Here is a 13,570-nt window from a genome sequence, read left to right as displayed (position 1 = left end):
AAGGGAGAAATTTTTGGGCAGAGGATTCATGCTACATTTTTTGAATAGTTGTACACCGGAACGCGGATAAAATGGTCGGGTTCTGGGTGATCTAAAAGGGTCTGTTGTAAATGTTCTACGGTTGAGGGGGAGAAAAACTGTTCCCCTGTTTCTTCATTAACACGGGCAGGGACGTTTTCGATCAAAATAATTTGACCATTCAGATTTAAGGTATAGGTTACTTGTTTCTCAACATAAGCTGCTTGTGAGTTAGTCGTCATGGCTATTTAGTCTCCTTTGCGTAAAGTTGTTATTCCATTTTTTGGGGTTGGGTTCGTATAGTGTAATAGTAGTGCGAGCATCTTGCTCGCTACCCATTCCCAATTTAAATGCGTTTTAGCTTAGGACGAGAGCATTGTCTGCCGTAGGCATCGCGTTGTTCATCGGTTTTCTACTGGAGTTGGTTTAACAGTTCTGTGGGGGAATAAACAGGGAGGGGACTGTTGAGAAAATCTTGGCGATCGCGGGTTACAATGCCGTCAAGTTGAGATAAAGTCGCGCAGGCGAGTTGAATGCCATCTTCAAAGTCAATGAGGTCAAAGCTAAGGGCTGTTTCGATAGTCTGACGGTCAACAGAACAGAGTCTTAGACCGCTTAAAAGTTGCTTGATTGCTTCGAGGGCAACTGCACGACCTTCTATTTTGCGGATGATGTAGAAAATATTGGTGATGGTAGTAGCTGCAATATAGCCCTCTAAATTACCTTGTTCAATCTTTTGGAAAAGTCTCACTGCCTCTTCCACAAAGGGTTCTCGTTCCGAAATTAGATCGATGACAACATTGGTATCAATGAGAATTTTCACGAGAAAGGTTACTGATATTTTTGAACTAAATAATCGGTGTACTCTGCTTGCAGTTCTTTATCGCTGGGGGTTTTTCTAGAACGTTTAGCGATACCTCGAAGTTTGGTGAGAGTACCAGGGGGAATAGTTGCGGTTTTTGAAGCCGTGCGTTGTTCGTCCATGCTTGCTGTCAGTTTATCAATCAGGATTGCTTTGTCAGCATCAGGGAGGGCAGTGGCTTCGGCAATGAGTTGGTCTAGGGTCAGCATTGGCTAGTTTAACGCGAAGAAACTGGTTTAATTTTATCATTTGCCCCGATTGAGATTGGGCTTGACTTGCTGTTGGAGGCGCGTAGGTGTAGCCTGCTGAATGCATTGCACTTTTTGAACTAAATTAAAAACAGGACTACCCAATTCACCCCTTCCTCATCCATGATTGCTACCCCAGACAATTATTACCTCTCTCCTGACGAGTACCTCCAACTCGAAGCCACCAGCGACACCAAACACGAATATCGCAATGGTGAAGCCTATGCTATGGCGGGGACAACCGATGCTCATAATACGATTGCTGGAAACCTCTACACCCTGCTGCGTAGCCACCTACGGGGGTCAGACTGTCGCGTCTATTTTGCCGATGTCAAAGCCAGACTTGAAGAGTGCAACTGTTACTACTATCCTGATTTGATGGTGACTTGTGACCCCCGCGACGCAGAAACTACTACCTATAAGCGTTATCCCAAACTAATCATTGAAGTCCTCTCTGACTCTACCGAAGCCTTTGACCGAGGGGATAAATTCATCGACTATCAAACCCTCGACAGTCTGCAAGAATATGTCTTGATTAGTACCAGACAGCAACGAGTAGATTGTTACCGTCGTACCGAGGAGGGGCTGTGGTTATTTCAATTCTATGCCCCCAGTCACAATACTTTTCACCTGACTAGCCTTGAGTTTGAAGCTGAGTTGACTAACCTGTACGAAGACATTGCCTTCTGATTTCCCTCACCCTAAATCCCTCTCTCAGATTGATACTGCTGGTCATTAACTGAGGGGTCAGACCCCTCCCCAAACCCCTCCCCGACGCGAGGAGGGGCTTTGATTCTCCCCCTTCCCACCCCTTCGGGGAAGCAAGCTACGCAGGGAAGGGGGCTGGGGGGTTAGGTTTTTCCAATTCGCCAGCAATATCCAGATTGGGAGAAGGGGCTGGGGGATGAGGGCGAATACTACAACCTTGAGGAAGATTTCGGTGTGGTCATTTTCGTATAAAGTTCAAACAGCTTCTCTAAGCGTTCTGTGTCATTTTTGAAGCGACGACCGATGTAGATGCGCTCTAATACTTCATCATTGCGATCGTGGGCTTCTCGCACTAGGGGAAACTCTTTGTCCATGCGCTCTGGGTCGTACATATCCGCAATCGTGGCGGGGAAATACTGTTCCCGCGCTAAAAGGATGTCTTCAGCGCAACGGGTGAGATCGGTTTTATTTTTTTCAGTGAGGGTGGGGACGGGGAAGGTATTCCAGCCAAGGGTGTTGGAGTAGGAAAAATCGGTTCTCATGCGAACGCAAACTGTGCCAATCCAGACCCAGTGGAGGCGCGAGGCGATGATTGCCATGTTCCAGAGGGGGGCATCATATAGGGCGTAGCATTTGTTAGATATAATCGTGCCTCGTTGTAGAAGTCCACAGGGAAGAAAGTCTCGATTTTCAGAACTAATGGCAGCAACTACAATTACTCTTTCATCACCACGCTGGCGAACTTCACCAAAACGATATGGAGTATCTGCAAGTTGCTTGGTTGTCTGTCGATTGGAAGTTTCTCTTTTGATGCGAACGGATTCAAACCTGTCGCTTAACCAAGCATTATGTTTAGCTTCAGGATATTCGTCATCATTGATCCAAATACAACGACGTTGCTGACCCTTAATAAATTCTTGAGAACCTATAAAGTGTCGTATAAAGTGGGACTTTACTTGATGCTTTTTGGTGGCATTCTCTGCTTCAATCTGATCCAGTAGTAAAAAACCACCTTCATTCGGCATATTACCGAAACTCATCTCATCCACAGAAGATATGGGTTTTGAAATAGGCTGAATTATTGTGTTTACTCCTGTGATTAAGTAGGGATTTATAAGGAAGGCAAAGGGAAACTCCTCTGAGTCAAAGGGAGCTTCGGCGAGTTGGGAAACAGCTTCTTCGATTTCGACTGCATTCATAGCTTTAACGCTAAATCTCTCAGAATTTCAATTCTCGCGGATTGGGATGCAAACGACCATCATCGCCACCGATCTGCAACTCTTCCATTGAGTATTTTACTCCAACGGTATCGGCTTTTGATCGGGCAACCAACGCGCCTACAACTTTCACTGAAGTTTTGCATGAATTCGATCTAACCACAGATGCCAGTTAATTCAATTTGTCAAGATGACACTAATCAAACAACGATGACAAATAATGTGGCAATTGACAAAAATGGAGAATACCGGATTTGAACCGGTGACCTCTGCGGTGCGATCGCAGCGCTCTACCAACTGAGCTAATTCCCCAGACTCCTAGTCTAGCATACTGTAGCGGCTCACCTGAGCGATAAACCCTGACAAAGGACGTAGCTTGCTTCTCAAGGGAAGCGAGTTCTCCACCGTTAGCTTTTATTGTGTCCACCTACTTATATCAAAACTCAGACAAACTAATTTGGATTTTTGTGTCAACTAACTGATTACCCACGGGAAGCCTTTCTCCAGTTATCCACACTTGATCAGGCTGGAAGTGGTAAAGCCTACGAGGTGACCCATCTAAGTAATCCGTTACTGTCCGATTAATCTCCTTGCCAGCGCGATTCGCCATCAGTTTAACGACTCTTTCTATTTGGTCTACATCCAGCTCAGACGCTGAACCATAGAAATATAAGCCACTACCTGTTCCTTCGGCGACGCTTGAATCAAATATAGTGATAGCGACTCGTCCATAATTATGATAAAGATTTTGCGAATGCTTTGCATCTACAGCCGAACACCAGTAAATGTGATAACCCCGGTTGTATTCATAAGCAAAGAACACGGGAGAACCCCAAGGTAATCCATCAGGTGAACAGGTTGAAAGCACACAATAGTAGTTATGGTTAATAATGTAGCGAGCTTTCTCTATGACCTCCGGATTCTTGGAGTCCTTTGTGTTGATCCATGCATTGGCGGCGGTAGCGAGTTCCATGATTGCTCCTTCTTGTGCATTTGATTGTTCCACCGTTGCTGCAAATCGCACGGCTACGCTATCTAACCCACAACCTGAGCGTAGACTTCCTGCACGCGCTCAAGTTCAAGCTGATGCAGGTAATCAACCGTCCAGTCGGCTTGACGCTGAAGCATGTGGAAGGGATAGGTATTAGCAACGCCGACGACTTGCATCCCGGCTCGTTTTGCCGCTTCAATACCCGCCGGGGTGTCTTCAATGGCGAGACAATCAGAGGATTTGGCATTAAGTTGTGGAAACTGCTGATTGAGGCGTTCCACTGCTAACAGATAGCCATCCGGTTCCGGTTTACTCACTTTAATGTCATCACCTGCCACAATAACCGGAAAATATTGCAATAATTCAGCTCGATCCAAGACTAACTCAACTTCTGATCGCAACGCCCCACTCACCACCCCCATGGGGAGTTGAGCCACGCGGATTTTGTAAATTAAATCTTCGACTCCCGGATATATCGGTAATTTAGATAGAGTTTTCAGTTGACGACGGTAGGCGTTGGCTTTTTTGGTGATTAAACGGGTTAATTCCTCCTCACTCAGTACCCGACCTCGTTTCTCCAATAACACTTTTAAGCAAGCGCGATCGCTACGCCCTAAACAATCCTCCCAGTAATCCGCCGCCGAGGGACGCAGATTTTCACCCAGCAGAATGTCTTCGATGAGTTGCTGGTGAATCGACTCATCGTTGATAATCACGCCGTTGAAATCAAACAGAACTGCCTTTAAACTCATACCACATTCTTCAATATGCTGGAGCTAAAATACCTTGGGAACCTAAGTCGTCGATTGTGCGGCGTTGAGTCCGTTGGTACACTTGTCCGTCTACGGGGAGAGGTTTCATGCCTTGGGTAACCTGATTCAGCCACCACACGTCTTGAGTCTGCACCGCTTCAAACCCAGCCGAACCCATCCAGGCGTCTACGCTATCGGTGGCGTAATCTTGAATATAGGGTTCTTCAAACACCTCCGTTAACCAGTTTACTTGACGCAAGGTTCGCTGGTTACCATCTAAGATCAGAACTTGTCCACCTCCCTTGAGGAGTCGGAAGCTTTCCCGCAAAATCGACTTCGCCACGGCTGGGGGGGTTTCGTGGAATAATAAGGAAGCTGTCACTAGGTCAAAAGACGCTTCTGGTAAGCCTGTCTCTTCCGCTTTACCATGACGCCATTGAATGTCTATCCCAGAGGCTTCAGCTTTGCGCTCTGCCATGACTAACATATAAGGGGATAAATCCAAACCGATTACCTCAGCTTCAGGAAATGCCTGTTTTAACAGCAGGGTAGTTGAACCCGTACCGCAGCCTAAATCCAGAATCCGTCGCGGTGTTCCCTGGATGCGATCGATTAACTCCTGGCGTACCCAGGTTTCGTTGGGAGGTAAAGCGTATTGGGTAATCGGATCATAGCTGGTTGCTGCACCACCATTCAAGTAACCCCCTTCAATCCCGTGGAAGTTCTGACTCTTGTAGTAATCCGGGTAAACTAAGTCAGGTGTAGAAAGGCGATCGCTCTCTCGTTGCCAGTCAATGCTCTCATAAAGCTGGCGCAGTTTCTCTTGATCGATGAATACGCCAACAATGGGTTGTAAGAATCGCTCCCAAAGCGTGTCTTGGCTACTTACCATAAGTTTAAACTCAGATTATACTTGCTTAACTTATTGTAATAGTATTGGCGCTTCCCAACAGAACGCACCGATAGGGTCATATTTGAGACTACCTATGCATTCGGTGGGATTGACAAAAACAACATTTTCTGATCAATAATAGACTCACTGGAGAAAGAGCGAATAACAAATGACTCCTAAATAATGGCAGCTCGGCAGTTTTTCTCCAGCCAAAGAATGAGTTTTGCGCCACCATGCTTGTGACTTCAATCACGTTATTAAGTTGATCGATTTCAGCAAATTTATATTACGTAGCTCACCCCCAGGGCGGATTACAATCAAAACTTCGGTATGATTTAACTCTCTCTAAAGAGTAGGAAAATCCGGTAAAGTTATAAGTGGGAATCAAGAAAGCATTTCTTTCTCTCAACTTTCAGGTTCTCCATCTATTTACTTTACTCCCTTGAAATCAGGACACCAGCCGATAATGATTACCTTTTCCCTCGAACCTAACTCTGTATCTGCATCTAAGCCCTGGAAGCTGCAAATCTGGCTCTCGCCTAAATCTCAGGCGATCTACTACCTACACGATCCCCAACAAGCCCAGTCAATTCTCGAATTTATTATTGCCAAGAACAATTCTCAAAATACTCAAATCAAACAACAAGGGGAGTTATCCTTTGCGGGCTTAATCCCCCGTTCATTAGCCTCTCATCAGCCTTTAAAAGCCAGCGCTTGTGTTGGTTAACGTCTTTTGAGAAATCCCAGTGACTTAGCCACCGTCAACCATCAATCGTCAATCCTAACCCAAATTAGTGTTCTTTTCGATAAAGTCCTAGCCGAATAGCTTGCATCTGCCGAAAATTTTCAGGTAAAGATTCATGGCTGCCAACAACAAATACGCCTCTAGGAAGCAATCGCTTGAGCATCTGTGATAACACCTTTTGTTGTAAGTCTGCATCGAAATAGGTTAAGACTAGATTTCGACACAATATCATATTAAATGACTCCGAAGGCATAGTGGTACGAATATCCTGTTGTTTAAACTCAATTCCTTCACGAAACTCAGGACGAATACAATAAAATTCATCAGATTTAGTGAAAGCCTGTGCCAACCAGTCAGACGGAAGTTCTTTTAAACTTCCCCATTGATAACAACCCATTCTTGCCCTCTCCAACAGATAGCCATTGGCGTCAGTCGCAACAATTCGCAGTGAAAGGTTATAAATTTGAGAGAATTTAGCTAAATGCCAGAGAATAGAAAGAGTATATGCTTCTTCTCCCGATGCACAGCCAGCACTCCAGCAGACAAATTCTGTGTCACCTCGTTCTTGGGCAAGTTGGATAAGTTGGGGAAATAGTTCTTGATGTAACGGTTGGAAAATTTGTTGATCGCGATAAAATCGGGAAATCGTAATTCGACAGTAGCAATCTAATATTGTCCATTCTTCCGGATGGGTATTTAGGTAAGATTGATAGGCGTCACTATCGGATAGTCCAAGTTCAAAAATACGCTGTTGGATTCGTTTACAGGCTTGCTTTCGCACCTTACGAAACCCCGCCCAACGTAGGTTTAATTGAGGTAAAGCCCACTGTAATAAGCGAACGCATTCAGTATCTTTCATCGCTGCAACTATCTAGAATTTCACATTTGATCCCATTTGTAGGTTGGGGTGAACAGGTAAGTGGAAAAAGTAGCAGGTACTCAAAACAAAGCAATCCGCCAGTTTGGGACTAAGGCTTCAATCAAATGCGATTGAGTTGGTCAGAATAGATTGGTTGTGCGGGTGGTAGACCGTATTATTTTTCAGTAAAAGAATCTACGCTATCCCAGATTACAAACCATCCTTTAGAGGTTTGGCAAGAATTGTGAAATCCTTGTAGTGCGAGCATCTTGCTCGCTAAGCACCATTGTAGAGACGCGCCATGGCGCGTCTGGAACATAAATGATGTGTCCTAACCGCTATGGCGGTTGCTATATATATAATCGACATTCCCATTCCGCAGATATTCAAGCCCAAATTGTCCACTTCAAAATGTAGTACAAAAGGGAACAAGACCTTCCAGCCATGAAAGACCGACGCTGGCTTAATCGCCAAAAAGCTTGGGATATTGCTGAACGGTCATTGAATAATCTGAAAAAGAACGATACATCGTTCATGCGAGAACAGATTGTAGAAACGGCTAAGACAAGAGGATTTTGGTCGGTGTGGATGACTGTATTCGTCGAAGATACTGATATGTTAAAGCGGTTTATTCATGCTTTTCCGGGAACTTGTAAAACCTGTTTTAATGACCAGTTTCAACCAATTCCTCGCCCAGGTGGGGCGCTGTAAATCGTGCAGGTTGTAGGTTGGGTTGACGACAGGAAACCCAACAATATAGAGCTAAGGTTCCCTTACTACTGGCATAGAACAGCTTACAATGCTGGAGGACACACTACTGATGGTAAAGGTGCGTTACGCTTCGCTCTCCCCACGATAGCGGTGTGGCACTACTGAAATACCCACCCCTTTTTCCCAACTTCATCAAATCTTAAAAAAAAAGCAGATTCTTGTAAAAATAATGTAAAGTTATTGCTTTATCCTTTCAGCCACCAAAAATCCTGTTATGCTTATGTTTAACAGCCAAAACAACCAAAAATCAGAGGCAAATAAAATGCATAATTTAGGAAAAGTATTAGGCACAGCGGCAACAGTGTTAACCTTCAATCTCATTTGTTCTAATTTTGCTCAAGCGTCAACAATCGCAGTAGATCCTAATGGGGCAGTAGATCCTAATGGGGGGGATAGCTACAGCTAGTCTAGATTCAACTTTAGGTTGGAGTTTTACCGTCAATAATACTGTTGCTCTAGATGAACTCTTGCTTTTTGATCTAGATAGTAATGGGTTCTCGGGAAATCATGATGTGGGAGTTTGGGATACTACTTCGACTACTCCGCTCTTACAAGGAACTTTTTCAGCAGGTACAAGCAACCCCACTCTTGCTAGTGCAGATAGCCGAGGAATATGGCGCGTTCTTGATGTGCCTAATCTGCAACTGAATCCCAACACAACTTATGTAATTGGTTACTACAACCCTGCAGATGGATTTGATGCTACTGTTACCAGTTCCTCTATTTTGAATTCTTTTGTGAATATCACGACCAGTCCTGACGTTGTATTTGGTGAAGCTCGTCAAGCGTTCAATGTTCCCAGTCTGACTCGACCGGATAATGTTTCCTCCTCAAGAACCCCGGGTTATTTTGGTCCGAGTTTTACCACAACTTCAGTAGAGGCTGAACCCGTTCCTGAACCCGCAACTATTCTGGGTTCAGTGGCTGCTCTGGGAATGGGTAGATTACTCAAGAAAAAATCAGCGAAAAAGAGCCAGAAAGACACGACCAAGTCATAGAAACAATAACCTTGCACGCTTTCTAGTGATAAACTATGAATGGGTTGGATTCACCAAATTACGGTTATCCAATCCATTATTTTTTATGAACATGAGATTTGTTGTAGTGGATTGACACAGCTAGAATAGTGGAAGCACACACTACTGATGGTAAAGGTGCGTTACGCTTCGCTAACACACCCTACAAACTGATATGTTGAAGCGGTTTATTGATGGTTTTGAGGGAACTTGTCAGTCCTGTTTCAATGACCAGTTTCAGCCAATCCCTCGCCCTGGTGGGGCGCTGTGAATCCATCCGTGTTAACTATCTCCTTGCCAAGCGACGTTTATCGGGGCGGGTTTAGTCACATCAGGGTCAACCAAGAAAGGATAGCAGTCAAACCCGCCCCTACAGTCTCTGATTCAGAATTACTAGCCAGACGCCCATTAATCGATACAATTATCCCTGTGCCATTTGTACAAGGGTTCCATGTCTACTCTATCCTCTGCCCCCTTTTCCCCCGAAGAAATCGCCGCTGAAGGACTCAAGCCGGACGAATACGCGGAAATTGTTAAACGCCTAGGACGTCACCCCAATAAAGCGGAACTGGGGATGTTCGGCGTCATGTGGTCAGAACATTGTTGCTACAAGAACTCCCGCCCCCTCCTCAAACAATTCCCCACCACCGGGAAACGTATCCTTGTTGGTCCGGGGGAAAATGCGGGTGTGGTAGACTTGGGCGACGGACTCCAACTCGCGTTTAAAATTGAATCCCATAACCATCCCTCGGCGGTAGAACCCTATCAAGGTGCAGCTACAGGCGTTGGTGGAATTCTGCGGGATATCTTTACCATGGGGGCACGTCCCATTGCGGTTTTGAATTCCCTGCGTTTCGGTTCCCTGGATAATCCCCGCACCCGGCGCTTATTTTCGGGGGTTGTGGCGGGTATTTCTGGGTATGGTAACTCTGTTGGTGTCCCTACGGTTGGCGGTGAGGTGTACTTTGACCCTGCCTATACTGGGAATCCCCTGGTCAATGTGATGGCGCTGGGATTGATGGAAACGCCAGAAATTGTTAAATCGGGGGCGTCAGGAATTGGGAATCCGGTGCTGTATGTGGGGTCTACAACTGGGCGCGATGGCATGGGGGGTGCGAGTTTTGCTAGTGCAGAACTGACCGATAAATCCATGGATGACCGCCCAGCAGTGCAAGTAGGCGACCCCTTCTTAGAAAAATGCCTGATTGAAGCCTGTCTAGAAGCCTTTAAAACTGGTGCAGTTGTCGCGGCACAGGATATGGGGGCGGCGGGGATTACTTGTTCCACCTCGGAAATGGCGGCAAAGGGGGGTGTGGGAATTGAATTGGATTTAGATTTAATTCCAGTCCGCGAAACCGGGATGGTTCCCTATGAATATTTACTCTCGGAATCCCAGGAACGGATGCTGTTTGTGGCACATAAGGGACGAGAACAGGAGTTAATTGATATTTTCCACCGTTGGGAACTTCATGCCGTTGTCGCCGGTACGGTGATTGAAGAACCGATTGTACGGATTCTGTTCCAAGGGGGAGTGGCGGCGGAAATCCCAGCTACGGCGTTATCGGATAATACGCCGATTTATTATCGGGATGTGTTGACTGAAGCGCCAGATTATGCAAAAGAGGCTTGGCAATGGGCGGTTGAGTCATTACCGAGTTGTACCAGTACGGGGATAGAAGTTTCGGGTGAGGCTAAATCCTGGAGTGATATTCTCCTACAACTCCTGGATACACCAACCATTGCTTCAAAATGCTGGGTCTATCGTCAGTATGACCATCAGGTACAAAATAACACGGTCATGCTTCCTGGTGGTGCAGATGCGGCAATCATCCGCTTACGTCCCCCGGAATCAGGGCGCAATGCCCAATCCGGTGTCGCGGCTACGGTAGATTGTAATTCTCGCTATATCTATCTTGACCCCTACGAAGGCGCAAAGGTAGTCGTCGCCGAAGCCGCCCGTAATTTAAGCTGTGTAGGGGCAGAACCTGTCGCCGTCACCGATAATCTGAATTTTGGTTCACCAGAAAAGCCGATAGGATACTGGCAACTGGCATCGGCTTGTCAGGGTATCGCTGAGGCTTGTGCAGAATTGGCGACGCCTGTGACGGGGGGAAATGTCTCGCTGTATAACGAAACCGTGGATAGTCAGGGAAATCCCCAACCGATTTATCCGACTCCGGTGATTGGAATGGTGGGGGCGATTCCAGATTTAAGTCAGATTTGTTCTCAAGGATGGCAGGGTGAAGGGGATTTAATTTATTTATTGGGATTATCACTAACTGTAACCACACCGCAGTTAACCCTAGGTGGTTCAGAATACTTGAGTGCGATTCATGGCGTTGTTGCTGGAAAACCGCCTATTGTGGATTTTGAGTTAGAACGTCGGGTGCAAGCGGCTTGTCGTGAAGGCATTCGCCGCCGCTTCCTGAATTCAGCCCATGACTGTGCCGAGGGTGGATTAGCTGTGGCGCTGGCGGAATGTTGTATTTCTGGCGGATTGGGGGCTGAGATTGAATTGGGCGATGCGTCTGGGGAACGGCGCTGGGATGAAATTTTATTCGGTGAAAGCGCCAGTCGGATTCTGGTGTCGGTGAAGCCGGAAGCCCAAGGGGATTGGGAGGCTTACCTGCGGGAGTCTCTAGGGGAATCGACCCAGGATTGGCAACGGTTGGGGAGGGTTAAATCTCTCTCGGAAGGATTAAAAATTTTAATGAATGATCATCCTCCCTTAATCAACGCTACGATCGCAGATATGAGCGATCGCTTCTTTAACGCCCTAGAACGTCGCTTGTAGCCGTGTTGAGGCAGTCACGGCTGATGAAGGACTAATGACGCATGATCCATGACTTACAAATTAATGGTATCGTTAAGGAATCGTTAATTAAACTTAACGATTCCCGATTGATTTGCGTTAATACAAGTCGAACTGACTGCCACTATCAGGAGTAAGCTAATAATACCCATGATTCTCCAGCCACCCCACTCCTCTATCCCCAATTCTGCTCAATCTGATCAGATTGTTAGCCAGCGCCCCGACAAACCTGAAGAAGCTTGCGGGGTTTTTGGTATCTATGCGCCAGAAGAAGATGTCGCCAAGCTAACATACTTCGGTCTGTTTGCCCTGCAACATCGGGGTCAAGAATCAGCGGGGATTGCCACCTTTGAGGGAGAACAGGTGCATCTCTATAAGAATATGGGACTTGTTTCCCAAGTCTTTAACGAAGAAATTTTGCAACGGCTACCGGGGACTATGGCGGTAGGTCATACCCGTTACTCGACAACCGGGTCAAGTCGAGTGGTTAACGCCCAACCTGCTGTGGTTCAGACTCGCTTAGGGTCTTTTGCTCTAGCACATAATGGCAATTTAGTCAATGCCTCAGCGTTGCGAACCCATTTAGAGAACCGTAACTATGATGAATTTTTGACCACAACGGATTCCGAGATGATTGCGATCGCGATCGGTGCGGAAGTGGATCAAGGTAAGGATTGGTTAGAGGCGGCGATTAGTGCGTTTAACCTCTGTGAAGGTGCCTATAGTTTGGTGATTGGCACGCCGGAAGGAGTGATGGGGGTGCGTGATCCCCATGGCGTTCGTCCCTTGGTGATTGGTACCTTAGGCACGAATCCGATGCGTTATGTCCTCGCCTCAGAAACCTGTGGGTTAGATATTATTGGCGCAGAATACCTGCGGGATGTCGAACCGGGAGAAATGGTTTGGATTACCGATGAGGGGATGGCATCCTTCCACTGGAGTCAAAAACCCCAACGGAAGCTGTGTATTTTTGAAATGATTTATTTTGCCCGCCCGGATAGCGTGATGCAGGATGAAACCATCTACAGCTATCGGCTACGCTTAGGGCGTCAATTGGCAAAAGAAGCGGCGACTGACGCTGATATTGTGATTGCGGTGCCGGATTCAGGGGTTCCCGCCGCGATCGGCTTTTCCCAAGAGTCGGGAATTCCCTACGCGGAAGGATTGATTAAAAATCGCTATGTGGGGCGCACGTTTATCCAACCGACGCAGAGTATGCGAGAGTCGGGGATTCGGATGAAACTGAATCCGCTGAAAGATGTGCTTACGGGTAAGCGAGTGATTATTGTGGACGATTCCATTGTCCGGGGAACCACGAGTCGGAAGATTGTCAAAGCGTTACGGGATGCCGGGGCGAGTGAGGTTCACATGCGGGTGTCTGCACCCCCTGTGACTCATCCCTGTTTCTATGGGATTGATACTGATTCTCAAGACCAGCTTATTGCGGCAACCAAGTCGGTTGAGGAAATTGCTGAACAAATTGGCGTGGATTCTCTGGCGTATGTGAGTTGGGAAGGCATGATGCTGGCGACTCAAGATAATGCGAATACGTTCTGTTCGGCGTGTTTTACTGGGGATTATCCGATTCCAGTTCCGGAAAGGCTAAAACGGTCTAAGTTGATGCTAGAAGAAGCGAAGGTTTAATCAGAACATTCTTTGGCTTCTGCGATAAATCGGGC

The 13,570-nt window shown here is 46.5% G+C and carries 14 protein-coding genes, 1 tRNA gene and 1 pseudogene; 7 read left to right on the top strand and 9 right to left on the bottom strand.

What is annotated here, in order from left to right; genetic code table 11:
• Window positions 1-26 precede the first annotated feature (26 nt).
• The 3 genes from RID53_RS12730 to RID53_RS12720 all read right to left on the bottom strand — a co-directional run bounded on the left by RID53_RS12730 (window position 27) and on the right by RID53_RS12720 (window position 1,089).
• Window positions 27-260 carry a YgiT-type zinc finger protein gene (locus tag RID53_RS12730; RefSeq protein WP_446388449.1) on the bottom strand — a complete coding sequence of 78 codons (234 nt, stop codon included), beginning with the start codon at window positions 258-260 and terminating at the stop codon, window positions 27-29.
• Window positions 261-430: 170 nt separating this feature from the next.
• Entirely contained in the window at window positions 431-841 is a 411-nt protein-coding gene (locus RID53_RS12725) for a type II toxin-antitoxin system VapC family toxin (RefSeq protein WP_446388448.1), read from the bottom strand.
• A gap of 8 nt (window positions 842-849) precedes the next feature.
• Window positions 850-1,089 (bottom strand): DUF2281 domain-containing protein, encoded by a 240-nt coding sequence (locus RID53_RS12720; RefSeq protein WP_446356712.1) that lies wholly within the window; start codon window positions 1,087-1,089, stop codon window positions 850-852.
• Between the two features lie 162 nt (window positions 1,090-1,251).
• On the opposite strand from RID53_RS12720, the gene RID53_RS12715 reads away from it, so the two are divergent.
• Window positions 1,252-1,818 (top strand): Uma2 family endonuclease, encoded by a 567-nt coding sequence (locus tag RID53_RS12715; protein WP_446388447.1) that lies wholly within the window; start codon window positions 1,252-1,254, stop codon window positions 1,816-1,818.
• Between the two features lie 227 nt (window positions 1,819-2,045).
• On the opposite strand, the pseudogene RID53_RS12710 reads toward RID53_RS12715, so the two are convergent.
• The 5 genes and pseudogenes from RID53_RS12710 to RID53_RS12690 form a co-directional block, all read right to left on the bottom strand.
• Window positions 2,046-2,951 (bottom strand): annotated as a pseudogene (locus RID53_RS12710) (type IIL restriction-modification enzyme MmeI); the annotation flags it as partial.
• Window positions 2,952-3,292: 341 nt separating this feature from the next.
• Window positions 3,293-3,365, bottom strand: a tRNA-Ala gene (locus RID53_RS12705).
• 124 nt (window positions 3,366-3,489) lie between these two features.
• Entirely contained in the window at window positions 3,490-4,059 is a 570-nt protein-coding gene (locus RID53_RS12700) for a pyridoxamine 5'-phosphate oxidase family protein (RefSeq protein WP_446388446.1), read from the bottom strand.
• A 29-nt stretch (window positions 4,060-4,088) separates the two neighbouring features.
• The gene (locus RID53_RS12695; protein WP_446388445.1) at window positions 4,089-4,796 is read right to left on the bottom strand and encodes an HAD family hydrolase; all 708 of its coding nucleotides are present in this window, start codon (window positions 4,794-4,796) and stop codon (window positions 4,089-4,091) included.
• A gap of 10 nt (window positions 4,797-4,806) precedes the next feature.
• Complete coding sequence (locus tag RID53_RS12690) at window positions 4,807-5,688, bottom strand: class I SAM-dependent methyltransferase (RefSeq protein WP_446388444.1); 882 nt, start codon at window positions 5,686-5,688, stop codon at window positions 4,807-4,809.
• Between the two features lie 466 nt (window positions 5,689-6,154).
• Between RID53_RS12690 and RID53_RS12685 the strand changes: the two genes are divergently transcribed.
• A complete protein-coding gene (locus RID53_RS12685; RefSeq protein WP_446388443.1) occupies window positions 6,155-6,415 on the top strand; it encodes a hypothetical protein in 261 nt (86 codons plus the stop codon).
• Window positions 6,416-6,479: 64 nt separating this feature from the next.
• Here RID53_RS12685 and RID53_RS12680 read toward each other — a convergent pair whose 3' ends face one another.
• Window positions 6,480-7,292: a CheR family methyltransferase gene (locus RID53_RS12680; protein ID WP_446388442.1), complete on the bottom strand. Its 813-nt coding sequence runs from the start codon at window positions 7,290-7,292 to the stop codon at window positions 6,480-6,482.
• Between the two features lie 444 nt (window positions 7,293-7,736).
• Between RID53_RS12680 and RID53_RS12675 the strand changes: the two genes are divergently transcribed.
• From RID53_RS12675 to purF, 5 genes are all read left to right on the top strand, one after another.
• Entirely contained in the window at window positions 7,737-8,003 is a 267-nt protein-coding gene (locus RID53_RS12675) for a hypothetical protein (protein WP_446388441.1), read from the top strand.
• 280 nt (window positions 8,004-8,283) lie between these two features.
• The gene (locus RID53_RS12670) at window positions 8,284-8,469 is read left to right on the top strand and encodes a hypothetical protein (RefSeq protein ID WP_446388440.1); all 186 of its coding nucleotides are present in this window, start codon (window positions 8,284-8,286) and stop codon (window positions 8,467-8,469) included.
• Entirely contained in the window at window positions 8,447-9,061 is a 615-nt protein-coding gene (locus RID53_RS12665; protein ID WP_446388439.1) for a PEP-CTERM sorting domain-containing protein, read from the top strand. Before RID53_RS12670 ends, RID53_RS12665 begins: the two co-directional genes overlap by 23 nt.
• Before the next feature lie 469 nt (window positions 9,062-9,530).
• Complete coding sequence (purL, locus tag RID53_RS12660) at window positions 9,531-11,873, top strand: phosphoribosylformylglycinamidine synthase subunit PurL (RefSeq protein ID WP_446388438.1); 2,343 nt, start codon at window positions 9,531-9,533, stop codon at window positions 11,871-11,873.
• 168 nt (window positions 11,874-12,041) lie between these two features.
• On the top strand, window positions 12,042-13,535 hold the full coding sequence (gene purF / locus RID53_RS12655; protein ID WP_446388437.1) for an amidophosphoribosyltransferase: 1,494 nt from the start codon (window positions 12,042-12,044) through the stop codon (window positions 13,533-13,535).
• Window positions 13,536-13,570 lie beyond the last annotated feature (35 nt).

Source organism: Coleofasciculus sp. B1-GNL1-01, from assembly GCF_040220235.1.
GTDB lineage: Bacteria > Cyanobacteriota > Cyanobacteriia > Cyanobacteriales > Coleofasciculaceae > Coleofasciculus.
Note: the sequence above shows the minus strand (reverse complement) of the source record. Positions and strands in the feature narration are given on the sequence as shown.

Coding starts and splice junctions, on each gene's coding strand:
- RID53_RS12730 (WP_446388449.1), bottom strand. CDS start 260: ATGACGACTAACTCACAAGCAGCTTATGTTGAGAAACAAGTAACCTAT.
- RID53_RS12720 (WP_446356712.1), bottom strand. CDS start 1,089: ATGCTGACCCTAGACCAACTCATTGCCGAAGCCACTGCCCTCCCTGAT.
- RID53_RS12715 (WP_446388447.1), top strand. CDS start 1,252: ATGATTGCTACCCCAGACAATTATTACCTCTCTCCTGACGAGTACCTC.
- RID53_RS12695 (WP_446388445.1), bottom strand. CDS start 4,796: ATGAGTTTAAAGGCAGTTCTGTTTGATTTCAACGGCGTGATTATCAAC.
- RID53_RS12690 (WP_446388444.1), bottom strand. CDS start 5,688: ATGGTAAGTAGCCAAGACACGCTTTGGGAGCGATTCTTACAACCCATT.
- RID53_RS12685 (WP_446388443.1), top strand. CDS start 6,155: ATGATTACCTTTTCCCTCGAACCTAACTCTGTATCTGCATCTAAGCCC.
- RID53_RS12680 (WP_446388442.1), bottom strand. CDS start 7,292: ATGAAAGATACTGAATGCGTTCGCTTATTACAGTGGGCTTTACCTCAA.
- RID53_RS12675 (WP_446388441.1), top strand. CDS start 7,737: ATGAAAGACCGACGCTGGCTTAATCGCCAAAAAGCTTGGGATATTGCT.
- RID53_RS12670 (WP_446388440.1), top strand. CDS start 8,284: ATGTTTAACAGCCAAAACAACCAAAAATCAGAGGCAAATAAAATGCAT.
- RID53_RS12665 (WP_446388439.1), top strand. CDS start 8,447: ATGGGGGGGATAGCTACAGCTAGTCTAGATTCAACTTTAGGTTGGAGT.
- purL (WP_446388438.1), top strand. CDS start 9,531: ATGTCTACTCTATCCTCTGCCCCCTTTTCCCCCGAAGAAATCGCCGCT.
- purF (WP_446388437.1), top strand. CDS start 12,042: ATGATTCTCCAGCCACCCCACTCCTCTATCCCCAATTCTGCTCAATCT.